The 21389-nt window shown below is 60.6% G+C and carries 24 protein-coding genes and 1 pseudogene; 18 read left to right on the top strand and 7 right to left on the bottom strand.

The window, feature by feature from the left end; all coding sequences use genetic code 11:
* Nucleotides 1-730: 730 nt before the first annotated feature.
* From BUA26_RS14620 to BUA26_RS14605, 4 genes are all read left to right on the top strand, one after another.
* Nucleotides 731-1129 (top strand): GFA family protein, encoded by a 399-nt coding sequence (locus tag BUA26_RS14620; RefSeq protein ID WP_072761507.1) that lies wholly within the window; start codon nucleotides 731-733, stop codon nucleotides 1127-1129.
* A gap of 113 nt (nucleotides 1130-1242) precedes the next feature.
* Nucleotides 1243-1662 carry a tetratricopeptide repeat protein gene (locus tag BUA26_RS14615; RefSeq protein WP_072761506.1) on the top strand — a complete coding sequence of 140 codons (420 nt, stop codon included), beginning with the start codon at nucleotides 1243-1245 and terminating at the stop codon, nucleotides 1660-1662.
* Nucleotides 1663-2121: 459 nt separating this feature from the next.
* Nucleotides 2122-2691: a YdeI/OmpD-associated family protein gene (locus BUA26_RS14610; protein ID WP_072761505.1), complete on the top strand. Its 570-nt coding sequence runs from the start codon at nucleotides 2122-2124 to the stop codon at nucleotides 2689-2691.
* Nucleotides 2692-2767: 76 nt separating this feature from the next.
* Nucleotides 2768-3160, top strand: a complete 393-nt coding sequence (locus BUA26_RS14605; protein ID WP_072761634.1) for a VOC family protein — start codon at nucleotides 2768-2770, stop codon at nucleotides 3158-3160.
* 69 nt (nucleotides 3161-3229) lie between these two features.
* On the opposite strand, the gene BUA26_RS20245 is transcribed toward BUA26_RS14605, so the two are convergent.
* The 3 genes and pseudogenes from BUA26_RS20245 to BUA26_RS14595 all read right to left on the bottom strand — a co-directional run bounded on the left by BUA26_RS20245 (nucleotide 3230) and on the right by BUA26_RS14595 (nucleotide 5441).
* On the bottom strand, nucleotides 3230-3970 hold the full coding sequence (locus BUA26_RS20245; RefSeq protein ID WP_143154288.1) for a cupin domain-containing protein: 741 nt from the start codon (nucleotides 3968-3970) through the stop codon (nucleotides 3230-3232).
* A 167-nt stretch (nucleotides 3971-4137) separates the two neighbouring features.
* Nucleotides 4138-4236: pseudogene (locus BUA26_RS20240) on the bottom strand (IS30 family transposase); the annotation flags it as partial.
* Between the two features lie 2 nt (nucleotides 4237-4238).
* Nucleotides 4239-5441, bottom strand: coding sequence for an MFS transporter (locus BUA26_RS14595; protein ID WP_218587831.1), 1203 nt, complete (start codon nucleotides 5439-5441; stop codon nucleotides 4239-4241).
* Between the two features lie 178 nt (nucleotides 5442-5619).
* Between BUA26_RS14595 and BUA26_RS14590 the strand changes: the two genes are divergently transcribed.
* A complete protein-coding gene (locus BUA26_RS14590; protein ID WP_072761503.1) occupies nucleotides 5620-6543 on the top strand; it encodes a LysR family transcriptional regulator in 924 nt (307 codons plus the stop codon).
* A 145-nt stretch (nucleotides 6544-6688) separates the two neighbouring features.
* Entirely contained in the window at nucleotides 6689-7060 is a 372-nt protein-coding gene (locus BUA26_RS14585; RefSeq protein WP_072761502.1) for a YciI family protein, read from the top strand.
* Nucleotides 7061-7207: 147 nt separating this feature from the next.
* Here BUA26_RS14585 and BUA26_RS14580 read toward each other — a convergent pair whose 3' ends face one another.
* Nucleotides 7208-8098, bottom strand: coding sequence for a LysR family transcriptional regulator (locus BUA26_RS14580; protein WP_072761501.1), 891 nt, complete (start codon nucleotides 8096-8098; stop codon nucleotides 7208-7210).
* A gap of 98 nt (nucleotides 8099-8196) precedes the next feature.
* On the opposite strand from BUA26_RS14580, the gene BUA26_RS14575 reads away from it, so the two are divergent.
* The 3 genes from BUA26_RS14575 (at nucleotide 8197) to BUA26_RS14565 (ending at nucleotide 9906) form a co-directional block, all read left to right on the top strand.
* Nucleotides 8197-9066, top strand: coding sequence for an SDR family oxidoreductase (locus tag BUA26_RS14575; RefSeq protein WP_072761500.1), 870 nt, complete (start codon nucleotides 8197-8199; stop codon nucleotides 9064-9066).
* Between the two features lie 37 nt (nucleotides 9067-9103).
* Nucleotides 9104-9577, top strand: coding sequence for an AtaL-like protein (locus tag BUA26_RS14570; protein WP_072761499.1), 474 nt, complete (start codon nucleotides 9104-9106; stop codon nucleotides 9575-9577).
* 143 nt (nucleotides 9578-9720) lie between these two features.
* Nucleotides 9721-9906: a hypothetical protein gene (locus BUA26_RS14565; protein WP_072761498.1), complete on the top strand. Its 186-nt coding sequence runs from the start codon at nucleotides 9721-9723 to the stop codon at nucleotides 9904-9906.
* A gap of 300 nt (nucleotides 9907-10206) precedes the next feature.
* Here BUA26_RS14565 and BUA26_RS14560 read toward each other — a convergent pair whose 3' ends face one another.
* Nucleotides 10207-10635 carry a hypothetical protein gene (locus BUA26_RS14560; protein ID WP_072761497.1) on the bottom strand — a complete coding sequence of 143 codons (429 nt, stop codon included), beginning with the start codon at nucleotides 10633-10635 and terminating at the stop codon, nucleotides 10207-10209.
* An 861-nt stretch (nucleotides 10636-11496) separates the two neighbouring features.
* Here BUA26_RS14560 and BUA26_RS14550 point away from each other — a divergent pair.
* Both BUA26_RS14550 and BUA26_RS14545 read left to right on the top strand, forming a co-directional pair.
* Nucleotides 11497-11910: a helix-turn-helix transcriptional regulator gene (locus BUA26_RS14550; RefSeq protein ID WP_072761495.1), complete on the top strand. Its 414-nt coding sequence runs from the start codon at nucleotides 11497-11499 to the stop codon at nucleotides 11908-11910.
* 119 nt (nucleotides 11911-12029) lie between these two features.
* On the top strand, nucleotides 12030-12566 hold the full coding sequence (locus BUA26_RS14545) for a DUF4199 domain-containing protein (RefSeq protein WP_072761494.1): 537 nt from the start codon (nucleotides 12030-12032) through the stop codon (nucleotides 12564-12566).
* A gap of 62 nt (nucleotides 12567-12628) precedes the next feature.
* Here the strand turns inward: BUA26_RS14545 and bhcC are convergent, their stop codons facing one another.
* Nucleotides 12629-13792 carry a 3-hydroxy-D-aspartate aldolase BhcC gene (gene bhcC, locus BUA26_RS14540; RefSeq protein ID WP_072761633.1) on the bottom strand — a complete coding sequence of 388 codons (1164 nt, stop codon included), beginning with the start codon at nucleotides 13790-13792 and terminating at the stop codon, nucleotides 12629-12631.
* A 340-nt stretch (nucleotides 13793-14132) separates the two neighbouring features.
* Here bhcC and BUA26_RS14535 point away from each other — a divergent pair, with 340 nt between their 5' ends.
* From BUA26_RS14535 to BUA26_RS14515, 5 genes are all read left to right on the top strand, one after another.
* Nucleotides 14133-15068 (top strand): alpha/beta hydrolase, encoded by a 936-nt coding sequence (locus BUA26_RS14535; protein ID WP_072761493.1) that lies wholly within the window; start codon nucleotides 14133-14135, stop codon nucleotides 15066-15068.
* A 164-nt stretch (nucleotides 15069-15232) separates the two neighbouring features.
* A complete protein-coding gene (locus tag BUA26_RS14530) occupies nucleotides 15233-16321 on the top strand; it encodes an alpha/beta hydrolase (protein WP_083573015.1) in 1089 nt (362 codons plus the stop codon).
* Nucleotides 16322-16368: 47 nt separating this feature from the next.
* Nucleotides 16369-17424, top strand: coding sequence for an alpha/beta hydrolase (locus BUA26_RS14525; protein WP_072761492.1), 1056 nt, complete (start codon nucleotides 16369-16371; stop codon nucleotides 17422-17424).
* Between the two features lie 35 nt (nucleotides 17425-17459).
* The gene (locus BUA26_RS14520) at nucleotides 17460-17945 is read left to right on the top strand and encodes a (R)-mandelonitrile lyase (RefSeq protein ID WP_072761491.1); all 486 of its coding nucleotides are present in this window, start codon (nucleotides 17460-17462) and stop codon (nucleotides 17943-17945) included.
* 91 nt (nucleotides 17946-18036) lie between these two features.
* Nucleotides 18037-18705, top strand: a complete 669-nt coding sequence (locus BUA26_RS14515; RefSeq protein WP_072761631.1) for a carboxymuconolactone decarboxylase family protein — start codon at nucleotides 18037-18039, stop codon at nucleotides 18703-18705.
* Nucleotides 18706-18713: 8 nt separating this feature from the next.
* Here BUA26_RS14515 and BUA26_RS14510 read toward each other — a convergent pair whose 3' ends face one another.
* On the bottom strand, nucleotides 18714-19607 hold the full coding sequence (locus BUA26_RS14510) for a LysR family transcriptional regulator (protein ID WP_072761490.1): 894 nt from the start codon (nucleotides 19605-19607) through the stop codon (nucleotides 18714-18716).
* A gap of 108 nt (nucleotides 19608-19715) precedes the next feature.
* Here BUA26_RS14510 and BUA26_RS14505 point away from each other — a divergent pair, with 108 nt between their 5' ends.
* Both BUA26_RS14505 and BUA26_RS14500 read left to right on the top strand, forming a co-directional pair.
* Nucleotides 19716-20306 carry a flavodoxin gene (locus BUA26_RS14505; RefSeq protein ID WP_072761489.1) on the top strand — a complete coding sequence of 197 codons (591 nt, stop codon included), beginning with the start codon at nucleotides 19716-19718 and terminating at the stop codon, nucleotides 20304-20306.
* A gap of 4 nt (nucleotides 20307-20310) precedes the next feature.
* A complete protein-coding gene (locus BUA26_RS14500) occupies nucleotides 20311-21306 on the top strand; it encodes an aldo/keto reductase (protein ID WP_072761488.1) in 996 nt (331 codons plus the stop codon).
* Nucleotides 21307-21389: the final 83 nt, after the last annotated feature.

The raw sequence follows: 21389 nt of genomic DNA, 5'->3' as shown, positions 1-21389 counted from the left end.
CCACGGGTCCGCATATTAGGTAGTTAGGCCGTATGAAAAAATTTGCCGCGAACTTGATCATTGCTCTTGGCGCTGCGGTCGCATTAGCCGGGCTAGTGAGTACCTCGCTGGTTCGAGATTACCTCCCGGTATCCTTTATGGTGCTCGCTGACGGTCAGGCCATTCACCACTACCGAGCAGTTCTTGGCGATCCGCAAAGCCAGAATTACGTCCCGTACATTGCTCTGCTGGTTGGGGTCATAATTCTCGCCATAGGCGTACTACTCCGCCGCAGGTTCCGCGGCAACGCGGCCTAACAAATCATTCGGGGCGGACGGCTACGCCGCCGCTCAATTCCAGCGTTAGGCTTTCAATGAGTTTTAAACACACCCTTGCTCGCTTTGCTACTTGGTATTCAGGCCTTACGCCGTTGCAGCAAGCTTTTGTGTGGGGTTTGTACGGAGCCATCTTCTGGGGCGGCTTCATGACTGCTTTTGTGTTTTGCTTCGCATGGCTCACCAACGATACGTTGAGAAATCCGTTTTTCATTCTTTTTATATGTCTTTCAGTCGGCTTTGCTTGGGGCGTCGCAATGTGGCGTTCCGCAAAACGCAGGCGTTCTCAGTCTTCCGGTGGGGGCGCCTAACTATGCATTCAACGCGACCGTGACGTGTCACCGCGATAACTCCGCGCCGTACGCGGCGCGTCAACTTAGGCGTTAGCCAGCACACGAATCCAACGTGGATCTCCGATGACACATCGTCTTAAGGGCAAGTGCCTATGCGGCAGCGTAGAGTATTCCGTCGAAGATGCGTTCTCGTACGCAGCTAATTGCCACTGCTCAAACTGCCGGCGCGCAACCGGATCCGCATTCAAACCCTTCGCGGGCATAGAGAGAAGCAAGCTGGCGGTCGTCCGAGGCTCGGATGACGTGCTCGTCTACGGAGGCGAGCCAGCTCACGACATCCATTGCAACCAGTGCGGCTCGCTGCTTTACTCGGTCGTTCGCGAAGGCAAGTTCGTGCATGTCACGCTTGGAACGCTCGTTGACGAGCCATCCATTCGACCGACGGCTCACATCTTTGTCGGCTCGAAGGCAGCATGGTTCACCATCACAGACGACCTGCCGCAATATCATGAGTTTGAGTAGGCGTATCCCCCACAAGGCAAGCACCCGCCGTGCCGGCTGACCCTTCCTTCAAGCGAACGTGCCTACGGTACGCCGCTTGAGTCAAACGTTAGGTTGCAAGTGAGAGAACGAAGATGGCCGAACAGCTAGAAATGCATTTGTCGGCCGGCGCGCAGGCCCGCCGAGAAGGCCGCTTGGATGCAGCCGCGCAGCATTATGCTCTGGCACTCGTAGCAAGCCGCGCACTTGGGGAGAAACTTCGTACCGCCCACATCGCCAGGCATTTGGGTGATATCCATCGTGAGAATGGCTTGAGCGGCGAGGCAGAGCCGCTGCTCAAAGAAGCTGTCAAAATCTACCGCAGCAGCTTGGACACCAAAGTTCTAGATCTCGCCAACGCCCTCAGGCCTCTCGCGCTCCTGCATGATTCGCTTGGCGATCACCGTTCCGCGCAAGAACTTTGGCAGGAAGCCCGAGCACTCTACTCAGCAATTGGCGTCGCCGACGGTGTTTCCGAGTGCAACAGCCATCTCAACGCGAGCAGCCTATCGTGAAGGGCGTGCAGCCTAAAAATTCGTTCAAGGCGGATGGCTACGTTGCCGCTCAACTCCAGCGTTAGGCCGAAATGACGACACCAATACGCTTTGCAGCGTGGATAGATGCGAGTGCAAGCGCGGCGTCGCTTGCCATGGCTATATGGCTGCATCACATCGCAAAGGTCGCGGTAGATGAAGTCGTAGCTAAGTACGGGCGTAACGTTGACTCAGGCGTATATGAGTTAGCGACAGCAAATTGGTACGTTCTTCCGGCTTGCGCGGTACTTGGCGTTGCAGCAGTTGCAATATTTCGTGGCTGGGCTTGGCGCAGGGCAATACACTGGCTGGCGTGGTTACTTGTGCTGCTTCCTATCGGATGGCTCGTGGTGTCCGAGGTTTCTCGCGGCATGGCCTGACATTTCGTTCAAGGCGGACGGCTTCGCCGTCGCTTAACTCAAGCGCTAGGCATTGCACCCCATGAGCGACTCAACCCTCACAATGAAAGCGCAAGCAGACTGGGAAGCTTGGCTTGAGCAACACGGCGCCAAATCGTCGGGCGTATGGCTGCGTCTCGCGAAGAGGGGAGCCGAGCATCCAACGGTCTCTTACGCAGAAGCCCTTGAGTGCGCACTTTGCTTTGGCTGGATCGACGGGCAGAAGCGAGCGGAGGATGATCACTACTGGCTTCAACGATTTACGCCAAGAACTAGCAAGAGCATCTGGTCGAAGATCAACAAGGCGAAGGCGGAGGTCCTCGTTGCGTCCGGTCGGATTCGCGCCGCCGGGCTGCAAGAAATAGAACGAGCCAAGAAGGATGGACGCTGGGATGCGGCCTATTCATCCGCGAGTACCGCAACCATTCCGCACGACTTGCAGGAGGCACTGGATGCCAACAGGAAGGCAAAGGAGTTCTTTGCGACGCTCGACAGTCAGAATCGATACTCTGTCCTGTTCCGAATTCAGGCCGCGAAGAGGCGGGAGACTCGTGCGAGGAAGATCGCCCAGTTTGTCGAAATGCTTAGCAAGGGCGAAAAGATCTACCCATGATCTGTGATTGAGGAAAGGTGTCAGGGACAATGGTTGGGCGTCGCAGCCTCAACTGCCTCTTTTCTACGGGGTCATCATGCACAAGAGTCGTCTGAGTAACATCATCATCGATTGCCAAACCGATGACATTGAGGCCGCTGCAGGATTTTGGGCTGCAGCAATCGGTCGGGTTGCAGGGTCCGACGCCGACTCGACAGAACCATATCGACTGCTCGAAGGTCCACCAGGCGAGATGAAGATCCTTGTTCAAGCGGTACGGCATGAGAGCAGGGTTCATCTCGACATCGAGACCAACGACATCGAAGCCGAGGCAACTCGACTGGAAGGGCTTGGCGCCAAGCGAATAGCGAAGGTGAAGACTTGGTGGGTCATGGAAGCGCCAACGGGGCAGCGTTTCTGTGTCGTACGGCCTCAGCGAGCAGACTTCGAGGAGAACGGGAATGTCTGGCAGAGTCACGGCGACGCCTAACCCTTCCTTCAAGCAGCCCCGTTCCAGCCGGCTTCGCCGTCCTCCACGGTCTGACTATCGGGGTCAGGTTCACTTACCGCCGTGAGAAAGTGAGCCCGAGCCCGTTCTTTGATCTGGCCGCTGACAGGCGCCAGGTGGTTTCCAGTCCGATGCTGTTCCAAATTTCTGCGTCGAGTCGTGGATGACGAGCGTGAGAGCTCTCGCGACGTCTGCGCCAGTGACGTTCAGTTGCATCGATACGTTCGGTGCCGCGCTCATCGTCTCTCCGGCGTGCCCCCGGATAGTGCCAGCCGGCGTTTCCAAGCACTGCGCTCCCGCGAGCACGTACCATGCCTCAGGCCCTGAGTGTGTATGCACCCGAGAGCGATCAGTGGGTGCCATGACCGAGTAGGCGATCTCGGCGTCATAGCTCTTGCCGGCAACGACACTCAGGGGACCGATGACCGCAACACTGCGGCCGCCCTTTGGGGCGAGGTCTCTCGGTCCAAATTCTGAAAGCCATACACGTCCGTCTTCTTCAACAACGATGCCGCTCGAACGTTTGGCTTCATTTGCTGCTGCACGGGTTGGAAACGTCTGCAGATGCCAAAAGACAGTTGGGCTGCTGAATTCGAGATTCTTTGCCATGCCGATTCTGAAGCAGCCGAATTCCGGTCGAGTTTCACCCGGCGCGACCACCACGCAAGTATGGGGTGCGGCCGCATTCGGCATGTGCCCGGCCGACTCGGCAGCTACCAGTGGAGGCTTGCCGAGCAGCAGCAGAAACCCCATGCCAAACCCGAAAGTCGAAATCGCTTTTGACTGAATCATGCTCAGTGCGCTGCCTTTCGATAATGGCGTGCACTGCAATCTACGCTCAATTCGACACAGATGGTTCGATCTCTGCTATCGCGCTTGCCCGCGCGTCATCGGGTCCGCAAGGGCTGTCATCGGTGGTGGATTCAACCAGTCAGCGCAATACATTGCCGGCGCCTGCCGATGGCGCTGAGCCTTGCTTGCGAGATGCCTGACAGATCGAGACCTTTTGACAGGTATTGGCGTACCAATCCATCGGTGTTCTCGTTCGAGCCCCGTTGCCTCAGTCCATATCCATCCGTGGACGCCGCGCAAACATGTCGCCGACGAATGCCAACACGCTGAAGGTCACGCAAAGCGCGCAGATGCCGGCCCATCCCGCGACCGCCCACACCACACCAGCGCTTGCCGCACCGATGCCACCCCCGATGAAGAACACGCCGACGAAGAGGCCGTTCAAACGGCTGCGCGCTTCCGGGTCAAGCATGTTGATGGCACGTCGGCCGAGCGTCTGGTCGCCGATGGCGCCTGCATCGATGATGATCGCGGCGGCTACTAGCAAAGCCAGCGCAAGATCCCGATGTATCGCGATGTTCAGGCCGAACCAGCCTGTGCCGGCGATGCCGGCAAGCATGCTTCCAGCGAGCAAGCAGACATGTGCGATGGGCATACCCACTGCGCTATACCCGCGGTCGCCGGCGTTGCCGGCCAGAGGCGCAATGACGATGCCGGCCACGCCAGCGAACGCGAACATCGCCACACCGTTACTGCCGAGCGAGAAGGGTGCCTGTATCAGGCGCAGGGCTATCCCGGTCCAGAAAGCGCCAAAAGCGGCCATCACGATGGCGGCGGAATACGCGTAACGACGCAGTACTGCATCGCGCCGCCACAGGGTCCACAGCGATGCGACAAGTGCCGGATACGTCTGGCCGCTCACAGGCTGGCGCAACGGTAGCCAGCGCCACAGCGCGACGGCGAGCAATGCGTCGAGTCCCGCGAGAATGCCGTAGAAGACGCGCCAGCCCAATGCGCCGGCCACGACACTGGCCAGCGGCCTTGAGAACAGGATGCCAAGCATGACGCCACTCATCACATTGCCCACCGCACTGCCGCGGCGATCCGGGTGTGCCATGGCCGCCGCCAATGGCACCAGGATCTGGATCGCACACGATGTCGTGCCGGCGAGGCAGATGGCGAAGAGAAACAGGGATGCTGTCGGTGCTACCGCGGCCAGTGCGAGCATCAATGCGCAGCAAGCCAGAGTCATGACGGTGAGTCGGCGATTTTCCAGCAAGTCCGCGAGCGGCACGAGGAAAAGCATGCCCACTGCATAACCGAGTTGCGGAAGCATCGCGATCAATCCTGCGAGTGACGCAGGCAGGTGCAATGCGCGGGCAACGGGCCCCGTCAATGGCTGCGCTGCCGTGAGGTTGATGATGATGACGCTCACGGCGAATGCGAACAGCGCGGTCAAGGGACCAGTCAACGCCGGTATCGGTGCGCGCGCTTCTCCGATAGCGAGATGGTGTGGGGAATCGAATCGCATCGTGAAGGCCTTTCCAAGCAGGAGGCATCCGATGTTAAATACGCGAAGATCATGCTTCAATTGAATAATATTCATAGTTAATATGTGTATTAGCTATATTTTTGGATAGGCCAACCCCATGAACACCCGTGACATAAGCGCGTTCATCGCCGTCGTCGAGACCGGCTCGATCGTGCAGGCGGCAGCAGCAATGCATCTCACGCAGCCAGCCGTAACACGTCGCATGCAGAGCCTGGAGACGCTGCTTGGCGTCGAATTGCTGGACCGGCAGTCCAAACCACTGCGACCAACCGCAGCGGGGCGCGAGGTCTACGAAATGGGGCGCCAGGTGCTCCAGGCCGAGGCGAATCTGATGGCGCTGGTTCGCGAAGATGCCGAGCCATCGGGCGAGCTGCGACTGGGCATGCCGCCCTACCTCGCGGACTTGACGCTTGCCACACCGGTGGATTGCCTGCGCGAGCGTTTCCCCCGACTCACCCTGCGCATCCAGACCAGCTGGTCGCAGAGCCTGGTCGAACACGTGGAGCAGGGCATGCTGGATGCCGCCGTCATCGGGGTCGCGGAAAACACGGCACCCCCAGCCGGCATGACTGCCCATGCATTCGGCCGGCAGCCGGTCAAAATCGTCGCGTCACCGGCCCTGAATCTGCGTACGCGGGTCAGCTTGAAGGATCTTTCCGCCTTTCCCTGGGTTCTCAGCCAGAACGGTTGCGGCATGCGATCCGCATTGCGCCGCTCGATGGAAGCGCAAGGGCTGCCATTCGACGTCGCGGTGGAAGCCATCGGTGCCGATCTGCAACTGTCGTTGGTCTCGCGTGGCGTTGGCGTTGGAATGATTACCGCCGACCTGCTCGCAACAAGCGCGTACCGGGAGAAACTGAAGGTGCTTGCTGTGAGCGACTTCAAGTCCGATATCGTCGCATGGCTTGTCCACCGCCCGTTACCGCCGCGACTCAAGGCACCGGTTGCGCTACTGCTGCAAGAGCTGGAGAAGCTGGCGAGCAAGCAACCCGGCGCACCGCGCGTGAAAAAGCGGACCTGACTCCGATCTTCCGGGCAAGCTGGGCGGCCAGAGGTCGACCCAAAGCGGACAGGCTGGCCGAGATCCGCTACAAACTCTCCCAGCGCATTGTCGATTTCCGAGCATCAGCTTCGTCGTCAGTGCATACCCCCTCAAAGGATCTCCCATGAAATACCTCGGCCTGGCCTACTTCACCCCCGAAAAATTCGCCGCGATGGCGCCCGACGACGTCAAGGCATTGGTGAGCCAATGCCCGGCATTGGACGAGAAGATGCGCGCTACCGGCAAGGTTCTGGTTTCGGCGTCGCTTGGCGATCTGGACAGCTGGAGGACGCTTCGCCCGCGCGGCGGCAAGACGCACGTCAGCGATGGGCCTTACACCGAGTCGAAGGAAGTGGTGGGTGGTCTGTTCATCATCGAGGCGGACAGCCATGACGAGGCGCTACGCATCGCATCCATGCACCCGGCCGCCACGCTGGGCGAAGAAGGCGGATGGGCCGTCGAGCTTATCCCCATGGATTTCTATCTGGCCCGGTGAGGGTTTGGACGCCTGCATCAAGCATGCTTTGGCGCCCCTTTCTCCACAAACACCTTCGCGGCTTCATGAGTCATCGCGGCGATGCCCTTTTCTGGCCGAAGGCGGACATCCAGTTGGGATGAGTGCCGGGGTGCAAGATGACGATGCTCAGCCTTTGATGTAAGCGGCCAGCTCTTCTGGCTGTCCTAGCGGAAAGGCCTCTTTCAAGAATTCCAGGAAGGCCGATACGCGCGAGCTCAGCAAGCGGCGCGAAGGATAGAGCGCCCAGATCTCTATCGGCGGGCCCTTCCCATCGCCCCAGTGCACAAGCGCCCCTGCATGCAGGTCGCTGGCCACCAGCGATAGAGGAAGCATGGCTGCGCCTATCCCAGTGCGCACCGCATCGCGAATCATGATGAGTGAAGCGAGTCGCAAGATCGGGTCAATGGATACACGTACATCGCCCTCATGGGTTCTCAGGTCCCAGCCTGACTGATTGCTAGATGCGCGCACTACTGCCGGCACCGGTGCATCTGCCACCGGCCTTTGCAAATCAGGACTAGCTACCGCCACCAAGCGATCGCGAAGCAGGACGCGCCCGATCAAATGTTCGTTGGGATCAGGATTGACCCGGATCACCAGGTCATACCCTTCTTCCACCATGTCCACCGGCCGATCTTCGGTCGTGATTTCCAGGCGCACTTCTGGATAACGCAGCACGAACTCGGCCGACAGTTTGCCCAAGGCAATCTGGGAGAACAGCAACGGTGCGCTGATGCGCAGCTTGCCGCGGGGCGTTTCGCCTCCCGAAGCGATCGCAGTAGCCGCTTCACCCAACTCAGTGAGCAACCTTTCGGTGCGCTCGAATAGGGCTAGGCCCTCTTGGGTCAGCTTCAAGGCGTGAGAGCCCCGTTCGAACAGGCGTACTCCCAAGCTGGCTTCTAAGTCCGCTACCCGCCGTGACAGCGTGGCCTTAGGCCGATCAGCCGCCCTGGCCGCCCGGCCGAAGCCCCCATGACGCGCCACCAGGTTGAAGTCCGCCAGGGCCAGCAGGTCCATGTGTTCCACCCATGAGACAGAAGGTCCAAGTATATGGGCTATCGGACCACCTGCGAATCACCAACCATAGAGCCTCCAAACCAACCCGGAGCAGTCCCATGACCATTCTCGTAACTGGCGCCACCGGCAATGTCGGCCGGCACGTCATCCAGCAACTCACCCAGCGTGGCGCCAAGGTGCGCGCCTTGGTCCGCAATCCAAGCGCTGCCAACCTGCCCGATGGGGTGGAGGTCGTTCAGGGCGACCTGCTCGATGTTGATGCCTTGCGCAGCGCCTTCCAGGGCATCTCCACTCTTTTTCTGCTCAACGCTGTGGTGGCCGATGAGTTCACCCAAGCGCTCATCACCCTCAACGTGGCGCGCGACGCCGGCGTCAAGCGGGTCGTCTACCTCTCGGTCATCCACAGCGACCGCTATGTGAACGTGCCGCACTTCGCAGGCAAGTTTGGCGTGGAGCGCATGATCGAGCAGATGGGTTTCAACGCCACCATCTTGCGTCCGGCCTACTTCATGAACAACGACCTGACGATCAAGGATGTGGTGCTGGGCTACGGCGTGTATCCCATGCCCATCGGCAGCAAGGGTCTTGCCATGATCGATGCGCGCGACATTGGCGAGATCGCGGCCATCGAACTGCTCTCCCGCGACCGGGCACCTGATGGCAGCGCGCTGACTCGCATGAACTTGGTCGGCCCGGACACTCTGACGGGCACTGAAGTGGCAGGCATCTGGACGGAAGCGCTCAACCGCACGATTGCCTACGGCGGCGATGACACGGCCGGCTTCGAGCAGAACTTGCGTCAGTTCATGCCTGCGTGGATGGCATACGACATGCGCCAGATGGCCGAGCGCTTTCTTACCGACGGCATGGTTCCCGAGACGGGCGACGTCGAGCGACTGAGTCAGCTGCTGGGTCGTCCCTTGCGCTCTTATCGCGACTTCGCCGCAGAAATTGCGGCTGCCGTCTGATTCGACCTCAACTTCACTCTACTCAAGGAATTTCATCATGATTTACTCAACTGCCACGCTGCCGGTAAATGCTCCCGGCCAAGCCCGGCTGACCCGCGCCCAAGTGTGGGAAGGGTTGGTCCAAAAGGCGCGTGACGCAAAACTCTTTTTCCCACCCGATGAGTGCACTCGCTGCGAGATCGTCGAAGAGAGCGACTCGCACTTGGTGCGTGAGGCGACCATCCTGGGTGACGACATTACCGAGATCATCACCTTCGACGCAGAAACGAAGATGACCTTCTTCCAGGCGACGAGCCCGCGAGAGGGCGCGATCATCAACGAGCTCTTCGAGGACGAGAACGGCGATCTGCAACTCCGCTTCTATTGCTATCTGGGCCTGCGCGACAAAGCAGCCAATGGTCCTGAGGAACAGGCCGCCCAAGCGTGGATGGACAGCGACAAAGGGTTCAAGGCTGCCATTCAGTCGACTCTGAAGCGCATCCGCGAGCTCTTGGATGAGGAAAAGGTCTGATGTGCTGAGCGCCAACTACTCCCTGCGCCTTGGCGATCCTCACCACGCCACCTACAACTTCAGCGACTGTTCGCGACACGCGAGGTCATCTGCGGAAAGTCGTTGCGAGCGTGATCGTGGTGCAGTCGCGCGCAGGGCGTTGGATGAAGAAGCCATTCTTCGACCTGACGCTGGAGGAGCGGCTGCAGCAGACGACTATCAGGGTCAGGTTCACTTACTGCCGTGAGAAAGTGAACCTGGCTCCGATCTTTTCATCAGGCTTTCTCATCCCGTTTCGAAGCTGCGGCGCGGCGTGGAGCTCAGCGGCCTCCATGGCCGCGCCTAGCTGACCTCCGCCAAATGGAACAATCACAGGACGGAGTTTTAGTGACCCCAAAGAATGGAATCGAAAGGTGGATTGACTTCAAATTGCACATAGGGTGTGGGGACGCCAAATCCTATCGTCTTCTGTTCGCCAGGATCGATATCCGTCGATCCATCCGAGTACCAAAACGGCGACGCAGTGTAGGCACGCCAGTTAACCCTGACGGGGACGGTCATGACATTGGTCACGTACACGAATCCGAAGCTTGGCCCTTGGTAGATAGGTGTCCATTGCCCCGCGGGGCAGAATGTTCCTCCACTAGACATTAGCGTGCTCCCTTAGGTTGTGATGCGAGCTTGTATTCCCTCAGAAGAGTTTGGGCGTTTGCGGGTGCCGTCGCCGCCCATCGCATCGCTTCGTTACACGCCATCAGCGCCAAGTAGCACCGGGAAATGAGCTCTCGCTCGTTAGCGATCGGGAAATATTCCTTTCGCATGTATGTCTCAACGCCGCCGGGTCGCAAATGGTGCTCCTCAGCGTACACGGGCCTTTTCGGCAACAGCGATAGAAGGTCTTGTACGGACTTCACCGGATACTTGAGCTTTGCTTTCCGGGCGACCCTTGCAATGCCGGCGCACAGGCGCAGTTCCGGGTTGTAATCAAGTGCGGCGTCCATCACCTCATGGTCTTCAGGGGTGAAAACAACCCTTTCATAAGGACACTTGGTCACGGACTTTTGTTTTGCCGTTGCCATAGCTATCTCCTTCGGTTGGTTAAATTCCAAGACACAGCGCGCAAGACGTGGTCACTACCCTTCTGGTGTACGACGCCTCATTACGGGACATTCCCTCCAGTTCCAGATGGATCAGCGCTCGCCAGCCTGGCTCTTAAGGAGCGTGGGCGTTCTGGCCAAAGCGTTGAACAAACGCATTGCTGCATCCCCTGGCTTGCCTTCGGCGCACTCGCTGATTTTTTCGCGGTTGTCGGCACAGACATCATCGTCGACGTCTGTCCTCCACACCGTCCCGCGTCGCGATAGTTGCGTAATCACATCGGCATCGGGCGGGACCGTTCGCGATGAAGCGAACGACAGGGCAAAGGAGCCCGTGCTACCTAGTGACGTGACGCTGCGGACACGTCCCCTCCACGACTTCCGAGACTTGTCCAGAAAGCGAAACGTGAGCCCATGGCGGATCCCCTCTGCGCACATCGAGCCAGTTGATCGGCAAGCGCATGTCGATCGCCAGGCGGCCGAATTTCTGAATGCTCAATTGAATCTAGTGATCTGGCTGCGAAAGCAGGGAAGAACTTCCCTGTACCAGTCTGGAGGGGCGATTTAAGTGGCTCGGTCGTCGGCTCCACCAGACGCCGTAGGGGCGGCTCTCGCCTGACTCCTTGTCGGTTCGGGCCGGACTCGTTGGCGGATCCAACATATCCAACTGGCGCGCATGGCCACCGCCATCCATCGCCCCCTTGGCGTGTAGGACATGCCCGATTCTGCCGTCGGCCCAGCGCACGCTGCCGGTGGGTCCATTGACTGCCGCCAGTGGCCCTTTTTCTTGCCGCTCGCACACCAGCGCTAAGATGACCTCGTATGGGGCGAGCGGAGACGGGGATGTGGAAGCGGGTGGTCGGCTACGGGGCGCTGCTGGGGGCGGGAACGCTCGCCTTGCAGTGGCTCGACTACCAGCGCCTGGCGCGGATGCATTCGGGCGACGTCTACCTGTTTCTCGTCGCGGCGGCTTTCCTGGTACTCGGCATCGTGCTGGGCGTGCGGGTCTTCGCCGCACCGGCGCCGGCCGCCTTCGACGGCAACCCGAAGGCGCAGGCGGCGCTGGGCCTGAGCGATCGGGAGCTGCAGGTGCTGCACGAATTGGCCGCCGGCCACACCAACAAGGAGATCGCGGCGCACCTCCACGTGTCGCCGAACACGGTCAAGACGCACGTGGCGCGAGTGTTCGAGAAGCTGGGCGCGAAGCGGCGCACCGAGGCGATCCGCCGGGCGCGCGAGTTGGGGATCGTGCCCTGACGCCCGGTATCCGGGTGATTATTCGGGATGAATAGGCCGAAATCACCCGTTCGGGCGATTGCCGGGCGACCCCGGATCGCGGTCAATGGCGGCCCTTCCCACCACTGAGGAGTTACACCATGTTGCGCACCATCCTGAAGTACGGCCTGATCGCGGGCCTGGTCGTTGGCGGCTTCGAGCTCGTCACCTTTGTCTTGTTCTCCGGGATGCCGCCGCTGAAATACGGCATGGTGATCGGCTATACGACGATGCTGATCGCATTGAGCGCGGTGTTCGTGGGGATCAAGCGGCACCGGGACGTGGACCGGGGCGGGGTGATCGGGTTCTGGCCGGCGCTCGGGGTCGGGCTGGGCGTCAGCTTTATCGCCGGGATCTTCTACGTGGCCGCGTGGGAAGCGGTGCAGGCGATGACGCACATGGATTTCGCTACTTCCTATGCGAATGCGATCATCGCGAGCGAGAAGGCGAAGGGCGCGAGCGCCGAGGCATTGGCAAAGCTGAGCACCGACATGGAGGCGTTCAAGATCCAGTACGCGAACCCGATGTTCCGCCTGCCGATGACGTTCGGAGAGATATTCCCGGTCGGCGTGCTGGTGTCGCTGGTCTCGGCGGGACTGCTGCGCAACAGCCGCTTCTTGCCCGCGCGGCGGGGTTGAAGCGTTTCGAAGGCTACCGGGGCTCCATCGACCCGGTGATTTCCTTCTCGGCGACGAGCGCGTCAATAGCTCTTTCCGCGCGCCGAAACCGGCCAGACTACCCCCACCTTGCCGTTGCGCACGCCGACGTACCAGTCGTGGAGGTTGCAAGTCGGGTCGCAATGTCCGGGGACGAGCTTCAGTTTTTCATTGATGCGCAGAACGCCGTGCGGGTCCTCGATCACGCCGTGTTCGTCCGAGGCGCTGATGTATGCCACATCGTCGCGGCCGTGGATGAAGGGAAGGCCGCTATCGAGCGACTGCACCTTGAGTCCCGCATCGCACACCGCCTGACCGGGTTTCGCGTGGCTCATCACCGAGGTCAGGATGAATAGCGCATGCTCCCATTCGCCCTGGTCGATGCGATGGCCGTCCTTGTCCTTGATGCGCCCGTAGTCCGCATCCATGAAGGCATAGCTGCCGCATTGCAGTTCGTTGTAGATGCCTGAATTCGACTCGAAGTAATACGAGCCTGTGCCGCCACCCGAGACGAGCTCAGGTGTCAGCCCGGCCGCTTGCAGACTCTCGATCATGGGTTTCACCCGTGCGATGGCGTCGTCGAGCTTGGCCTTGCGGTCCTGGTAGCTTTCCAGATGCTGCATGGCGCCCTGGTACGCCTGGATGCCGGTGAATGTCAGCGCCGGCGCGGCGTCGATGGCTTTGGCGATATCGACCGCTTCGCTGGCCGTGGCGACGCCGCAGCGGCCCGCGCCGCAGTCGATCTCGACGAGGCACTCGATAGTGGTGCCGTGCTTTTGCGCTGCGGCCGAAAGTTCGGCCACGTTCGCCACGTCGTCGACGCAGACGATGATCCGCGCGCCATATGCCGGCAGGCGCGCGAGCCTGTCGATCTTGTCCGGATCGCGCACCTGGTTCGATACGAGGATGTCCTTGATGCCGCCACGCGCAAAGACCTCCGCTTCGGAAACCTTCTGGCAGCAGACGCCGACCGCATCGCCCAGGCTTTCCTGCAACTTCTGCACATCGACCGACTTGTGCATCTTGCCGTGGCTGCGATGGCGCACGCCGTGATCTTTCGCGTATTTGCCCATCTTGACGATGTTGCGCTCCAGCGCATCGAGGTCGAGGATCAGGCAAGGCGTCTGGATATCCGCCTCGTCCATGCCCGGCAGGGCGGGAATGTCGTAGCCGACTTCGTAGTCGGCGAAATCCATCGTTGCGTTCACGTAAATCTCCGCAGTTCTCATGTGGCTTGTCGGGATCGTCATGTAGGAGCGCACCCTGTGCGCGAAAGCACGGTGCGATGCGGTGGCGAGGAGTTTCGCGCACGGGGTGCGCTCGTACAATTCGTGGTTATTCGACGTGCCCTATGGCGATGATGACATCGACGGGCTTGCCGGGGGACCCGTCGTCGGCCCATGCAGCGGGCCTGCCCGAAGAAATCCACGGAAGCGGCTGCGGCAGGCCAGATGCGGCATGCAGCATCGGATCCGATTTCTGCCTTGATCGCACAACTTTGGCGAGTGCCAACATGGAGAGCGTCATGAAATTTTGGACGATTGCCCTATGATTGCCCTATGCCTGCTGGTCGCATGCGGAAGCGCACACGCGGCGACAACCGTTTCGCAACTCGCAGCGGGAAGCACGCAAATACCGATCTGGCCGGGAGCGGTGCCTGATGCACAGCAAGTCCCCGGTCCGGAAACGGCGAAGGTGAGCGACAAGTTGTTGGCTGGCAAGCCGGTGACTGCGGTGACCAATGTGACCCGGCCGACGATGACGGTGTATGCGCCCACGGGAAAAAATACGGGGGCGGCGATTGTTGTGTTTCCGGGCGGCGGTTTCCAGATCCTGGCCATGGACCTCGAAGGCACCGATGTCTGCGACTGGCTGACGTCCAGGGGCATCACCTGCATCTTGTTGAAGTATCGCGTTCCGAGTGCGCCTTATGTCTGGCAATGCGATTGTCGTCCGCACAATCGGGCCTTGTCGGTGCCGTCGTTGGAGGACGCCCAGCGAACGATGAGGCTTGTCCGTTCCCACGCTGCGCAATGGCACATCGATCCCCACAAGGTGGGCGTGCTCGGGTTTTCAGCGGGTGGGTACATGGTGGCGGAGATCAGCACGAACTTCGCGCGGCGACTGTATTCACCGGTAGACGCTGCCGACAAGGAAAGTGCCCGCCCGGATTTCGCCATGCCCATCTATCCGGGACATCTGGCGACCGACGACGGCAAGTTGAACCCCAATGTTCCGGTCTCCCGCGAAACGCCGCCCACGTTTCTGGTACAGGCAGAAGACGACAACGTGGACGGCGTCGAGCAATCCCTGGTCTATTTCACTGCGCTGAAGAATGCCGGCGTGCCGACGGAAATGCATCTGTATGCACACGGCGGGCACGCGTTCGGACTGAGACCAACGTCGAATCCGATCACACACTGGCCAGCCCTGGCCGAAACATGGATGAGCACCATCGGGATGATTCCTGCGGCGGGCCGGTAGAGATCGATCCATCGGATGACATGACCAGGCTCAAATCAGCGCCGTGACGGCTTTCGACGTCGTCACTTATGCGGGTCGGGTATCAGTGCTATCCGGTCAGCGATCTTTATCGATCAATGCCTGGACGGTAGGTTGTTCTCTGTGATTTAGACGGAGAGCAATCCATGAAGAAGGGCATCGTCCGCAGCTGCTTTTCCATGTTTGGTGCGGGCCTGCTTTATCTCGCCTTGTGCGCTGGCGCGGCTGCGGCGAACCGCAGTCCGCTGTCCATCGAGGAGCAGGGAAGTTTGATCGCCGGCGGCACGGTGGCCACGCAGCCTGGCACTTTTGATCCATACCACCCGACGAAGCCCGATGGTCAGACTTATCGCGGCGACCACGTTTATGCGTTCTACCAGATTCCGGTAAACGCACGTCGGCTTCCGATCGTGATGTGGCATGGCGCGGGGCAGTCCTCGAAAAGCTGGGAGACGACGGCTGACGGTCGCGAGGGATTCCAGACCATCTTTCTGCGTCGCCACTTTTCCACCTACCTGATCGATCAGCCACGCCGCGGCGACGCCGGCCGCAGCATGGTCGAGACGACCATCAAGCCGACGCCCGACGAGCAGCTCTGGTTCAATCAGTTCCGCATCGGTCTCTGGCCGAATTATTTCGACGGCGTGAAGTTCGACCATAGCCATGAGACGCTCGATCAGTTCTTCCGCGCGATGACCCCGAACACGGGGCCGTTCGACATGGGCGTGCTCTCCGATGCGGTCGCGGCACTGTTCGACAAGATCGGCCCCGGCATCCTCTTCACTCACTCGCAGGGTGGCGGCCCGGGTTGGCTGACGGCCATCAAGAGCCGTAACGTCAAGGCAATCGTCGCGTTCGAGCCGGGAAGCAGCTTCCTCTTCCCCGAGGGCGAAATGCCGGCGTCGATCCCGAGCGCCTTCGATACCGTGCAAGGCGCTGCTGTTTCCAGGTCGCAATTCATGGCGCTGACGAAGATCCCTATCCTCGTCTTGTACGGCGACAACATTCCCGATCACCCGGTGGACTTGCCTGCGCAGGACAGCTGGCGCGCGAGGCTCCAGATGGCGCGTCAGTGGCGGGACACCGTCAACAGGCATGGCGGTGACGTGACCCTTGTGCATCTTCCGGACATCGGCATCCGCGGCAACACCCATTTCATCTTCTCTGATCTCAACAACGTCCAGATCGCGGACCTGGTGTCGACATTCCTCGCCGAGAAACATCTGGATCGATGAGGAGTGCGCCCGCTGCGGCGCGGACGTTCTATCCATGGAGCACACAAATGAAGCGCAAAACTTTGATGGCCCCACTCATGGCCGCCATGATCGGAATCTCGGCGGGCAATGCCGGCGCGGCGGATTACAAGAAGAATCCGTTCACCCTGGTCTACGACGGGGCGATCACGAAGAACGAGCCGGGCAAGGTCCATATCCACCCGGTCACGTACAAGCTGCACGACCTCGATATTTCCGCCAACGTGTATACCCCTGCGAATTATGACCCGCAGAAGAAATATCCCGCCGTTGTCGTGGCGCACCCGAATGGTGGCGTGAAGGAACAAGTGGCCGGCTTGTATGCCCAGCGATTGGCGGAGCAGGGCTATATCACGATCACTGCGGATGCCGCATATCAAGGAGCGAGCGGTGGCCAGCCGCGCAGCGTGGACAAACCCGCCAACCGCATCGAGGACATCCATGGCATGGCGGATTACATCGACCGCTATCCGGGCGTCGACAGCACGCGCCTGGGCCTGCTCGGCATCTGCGGTGGCGGCGGCTATGCGTTGCAGGCCGCGGAAACCGACAAGCGATTCAAGGCGATCGCGACCTTGAGCATGTTCAACTCCGGCCGCGTCCGTCGCAATGGCTACATGGATTCGCAGCTGTCCACTATCCAGGAGCGCCTGCGGCAGGCTTCGGCTGCCCGCGCCCAGGAAGCGGCCGGCGGGGAAGTTCTCTATGCAGGCGATGCCAATCTGACCGATGAGCAGATCGCGAAATTGCCGTTCGATCTGTATCGGCAAGGTTACGAGTACTACTGGAAGACGTACGCGCACCCCGGCTCGACCTTCAAGTACACCATGAGCAGCTTGCTTGACCTGATGAGCTTCGATGCCACCAACCAGATCGAACTGATCGACAAGCCGTTGCTGATGATGGCGGGTAGCAAGGCCGACAGCTTGTACATGACTGAGGACGCGTTCAAGAAGGCTACCGGCGCAAAGGACAAGGAGTTGTACAAGATAGATGGCGCGACGCACATCGAAACCTACTGGGTACCGAAGTATGTGGATGCCGCCATGGGCAAGCTGACGCCGTTCTATGGTCGGACGCTCTGACTCGATCCCACTCCAAACCAAGAGAACTCGTTTCCATGAACAAAACCTTGTTGGGCATCGCGGCATGCATGGCGATCCCCGTTGGCGGCGCAGCCGAGTCGCACTCGGCCGCACAACAGATCATCCGCGCGGGCATCCAGCCCATCACCGCCGGGCCGGCGGATTACTTCACCGGAAAGGTCCAGGTCGAGCCTTTGTTTCCGGCCAGCAGCGAGATCCATGCCTCCGGTGCCTACGTGACGTTCCAGCCTGGCGCGCGTTCGGCGTGGCACACGCATCCTGCCGGGCAGCGATTGGTGGTGACCTCTGGCGTGGGTCTGGTCCAGGAATGGGGCAGGCCCGTGCGGGAAATCCATCCCGGCGACGTCGTCGTGTGCCCACCGGGCGTGAAGCACTGGCACGGCGCTGCGCCGAAAAGTGCGATGACCCATCTGGCGATCACCGGTGCTGTGGATGGCAAGAGCGTGGACTGGATGGAGAAAGTGTCTGATGAGCAATACAACGCCCGCGAGACTCCATAAATCTCGCTTGCTGGCAGCAGCCCTGGCCCTGGGTGCGGAGTTGGCGATGGCGCCGGGGTACGCCTTTCAGAACATCGCGGAGCCCCATGCCATGACCCACGAGCAGCCCACGTCCGAGACGCTGTCCGCCAGGCAGCAATCCATTCCACTGATTGCCGCCTTCATGGCCACGAGCGACATGCCGAGGCTCCGCGCTGCATTGAGCCAGGGACTGGATGCGGGCCTGACCATCAGTGAGGCAAAGGAAATCCTGGTGCAGCTCTACGCCTATGTCGGTTTTCCGCGCAGCCTCAACGCGTTGGGCGAACTGAAGAAGGTGATGGAAGAGCGCCGGCAGCGCGGCATCCATGACGCGCCGGGGCGCGAGCCCAGTCGTCCCGTGCCCACGGGTGATGCCTTGCTGGCGGCGGGCACCGCGAACCAGACCCGCATTTCCGGCGCGCCCGTCAAAGGCCCGCTATTCGACTTCGCGCCCGTCATCAATCAGTTCCTGCAAACTCATTTGTTCGGCGACATCTTCGAACGCGACAACCTCGACTGGCCGAGCCGCGAGCTGGCCACGGTCGGTGCGCTGGCCGCAACGCCAGGCGTGGAACCGCAGTTGCGTTCGCACGTGGCCGCCAGCATGAGAGTCGGCCTGACCGCTTCGCAGCTGCGGCAATTGACGCAGGTATTGGCCGAACACGGTGATGCCGATGCGGCCAGACGCGTCCGCGAGGCATTGGACAAGTATCTGGTCGAAACCGCCGGGCGGAAGTGAGCGAGCAATTAGCCCGGATAGCGCAAAGCGTCGCGGAACAACGTGAAGGCGAGTGAGCTTTGGCGCCTGCTCGGATAGTAGAGGTGATATCCAGGAAACGATGGGCACCAGTCCGATAGCACGCGTATCAGTCGCCCCTTCGCGACATGCGTCTGCACCAGATCCTCGGGCATGTAGGCCAGTCCCAGTCCCTTGAGGGCGGCGTCCAGGCGCATCGCGATATTGTTGAACACCAGCTGGCCCTCGACGCGCACTTTCAACTCTTCGCCTTTCTTCTCGAACTCCCAGGGGAAGATGCCGCCATAAGTCGGCAGGCGGATGGCGATGCAGTTATGCCGCGTGAGATCGCGTGGGGTCTTGGGGCGCGGATGCCGGGCGAAGTAATCAGGAGAACCGACCACGGCCATCCGCACGTCGGGCCCGATGCGCACCGCGATCATGTCCTTGGCGACTTGCTCACCCAGCCGGACGCCGGCGTCGTAGCCTTCGGCCACGATATCGGTGAGGCCGTAGTCCACGGTGATCTCGACGTGGATGTCCGGATGCTGCGGCAGGATCTTCGCCAGTACGGGCTGCAGGACGGAGATCGCCGCATGTTCGCCGGCCGTGATGCGCAACCTGCCGGCGGGCTTGTCCCTGAACTCGCTGAGCAGCGCCAGTTCCGTGTCGATTTCTTCGAATCGTGGAGCGATCACCCGCAGCAGGTGCTCGCCGGCCTCCGTGGGGGAAACGCTACGCGTCGTGCGCGCAAGGAGCCGGACGCCCAATCGTTCTTCCAGCTGACGCATGGCCCGGCTCAACGCGGGTTGCGACATGCCGAGCTTGGCCGCCGCACGGGTGAAGCTGCGCTCCCGTGCTACCACCGAAAAAATCGCGAGCTGGTCGTAGCTCTCGGTCGGCATTTATCCGCTCCGGTTATTAACCATTTCCGATTATGCCATCTAGTGCCTGTCGTTCTTCGGCACTAGATTGTCCTCGTGCGGGGATTGCACTGACCCGCGGGAGGCAACATGTCGTCACCTCATGACCCGGTGCGCAGAGCAGTGAGCTTTTCGCTGGCTACCTTTCTTGCTCTTGGCGGCACAGTCGCAACAATTGCCGATGGCCGACAAGCGCGGCGAGCGGGTTCGCGGACATTGGTGGCTTACTTCTCGCGCTCGGGCAACACGCGCGTCGTCGCCGGACTGATTCACCGAGCGCTAGGCACCGAACTGTTCGAGATCCTGCCTGCCAGACCTTATCCGGAGGATTACCTGGAAACGGTCGAACGGGCACGACAAGAGCGCGATGGTGGCTACGAGCCCACATTGGAGACCAAGGTTTCCACTATGGCCGACTACGACACCGTGTTCCTTGGATTCCCCATCTGGGGAGAGACCGCCCCACCGATCATTCGCGCCTTCCTGTCCGCGCACGATCTGTCCGGGAGGACCTTGGTTCCCTTCGTCACCCATGGTGGTTACGGGGTGGGAAACAGCTTATCCATCCTCGCCGGCCATGCACCGAAGGCGCGACTCCACCCTGGCTTCTCGATGCAGGCGGATCAGGAAAGGCAAACGATGGAACGGGTGACAGGCTGGCTGAAACAACGAACGGAGTAGATCCATGAAGAACCGCAAATTAGGCAACGACCATCTGGAAGTCTCGGCGCTGGGCCTTGGCTGCATGAGCATGACCGCTGCGTACGGCCCGCCCGCCGACAGGCTGGAGATGATCAAGCTGATCCGCGGCGCCCACGACCGCGGCGTCACCTTGTTCGATACGGCCGAAGCGTACGGGCCGTTCGCCAACGAAGAGCTTGTCGGCGAGGCGCTTGCTCCCATTCGCGACAAGGTGGTCATCGCAACCAAGTTCGGCTTCGATATCAATCCACAAACCGGCGAACGCGGTAGTGGCACCAACAGCCGCCCCGAGCACATCAAGGCTGCGGTGGAAGGTTGCCTCAACCGCCTGCGCACCGATCGCATCGACCTGTTGTACCAGCACCGCGTCGATCCGCAGGTGCCGATCGAAGACGTGGCCGGTGTGGTCAAGGAGCTGATCGCCGAGGGCAAGGTGAAGCACTTCGGCCTGTCGGAGGCGGGTATCCAGACGATTCGCCGCGCACATGCCGTGCAACCAGTGACGGCCGTCCAGAGCGAATACTCGCTGTTCTGGCGCGGGCCCGAAGCGGAGCTTCTGCCGCTTCTCGAAGAACTCGGCATCGGCTTCGTGCCATTCAGTCCACTGGGCGCCGGGTTCCTGACCGGCAAGATCGACGAGAACACAAAGTTCGATGCGACTGATTTCCGCAATAACGTGCCTCGCTTCTCCCCCGAAGCGCGCAAGGCGAATTTCGCTCTGGTGGACTTGATCAAGACGGTCGCCGAGCGCAAGCACGCGACGCCGGCGCAGGTGGCCTTGGCATGGCTGCTCGCGCAGAAGCCATGGATCGTGCCGATTCCGGGGACGACCAAATTGCATCGCCTTGAAGAGAATCTGGGTGCGGTCGATCTGGAGTTGACCAGTGGCGATCTCGACGAGATCAACGCGGTGGCGTCGAAGATCGAGATTAAAGGCGAACGTTTGCCCGAGGCCGCGTTGAAGATGACGGGGCGCTGAGTGGGCAGGGTGTACTAAAAGGCGCCGGGTTTTAGCTGGATGCTGCAATCGCGCCAACTTCAAATTCGCCCCATCTCGGTTAT

This window comes from Rhodanobacter sp. OK091 (genome assembly GCF_900142825.1).
In the GTDB taxonomy this organism is placed as follows: Bacteria; Pseudomonadota; Gammaproteobacteria; order Xanthomonadales; family Rhodanobacteraceae; genus Rhodanobacter.
Note: the sequence above shows the minus strand (reverse complement) of the source record. Positions and strands in the feature narration are given on the sequence as shown.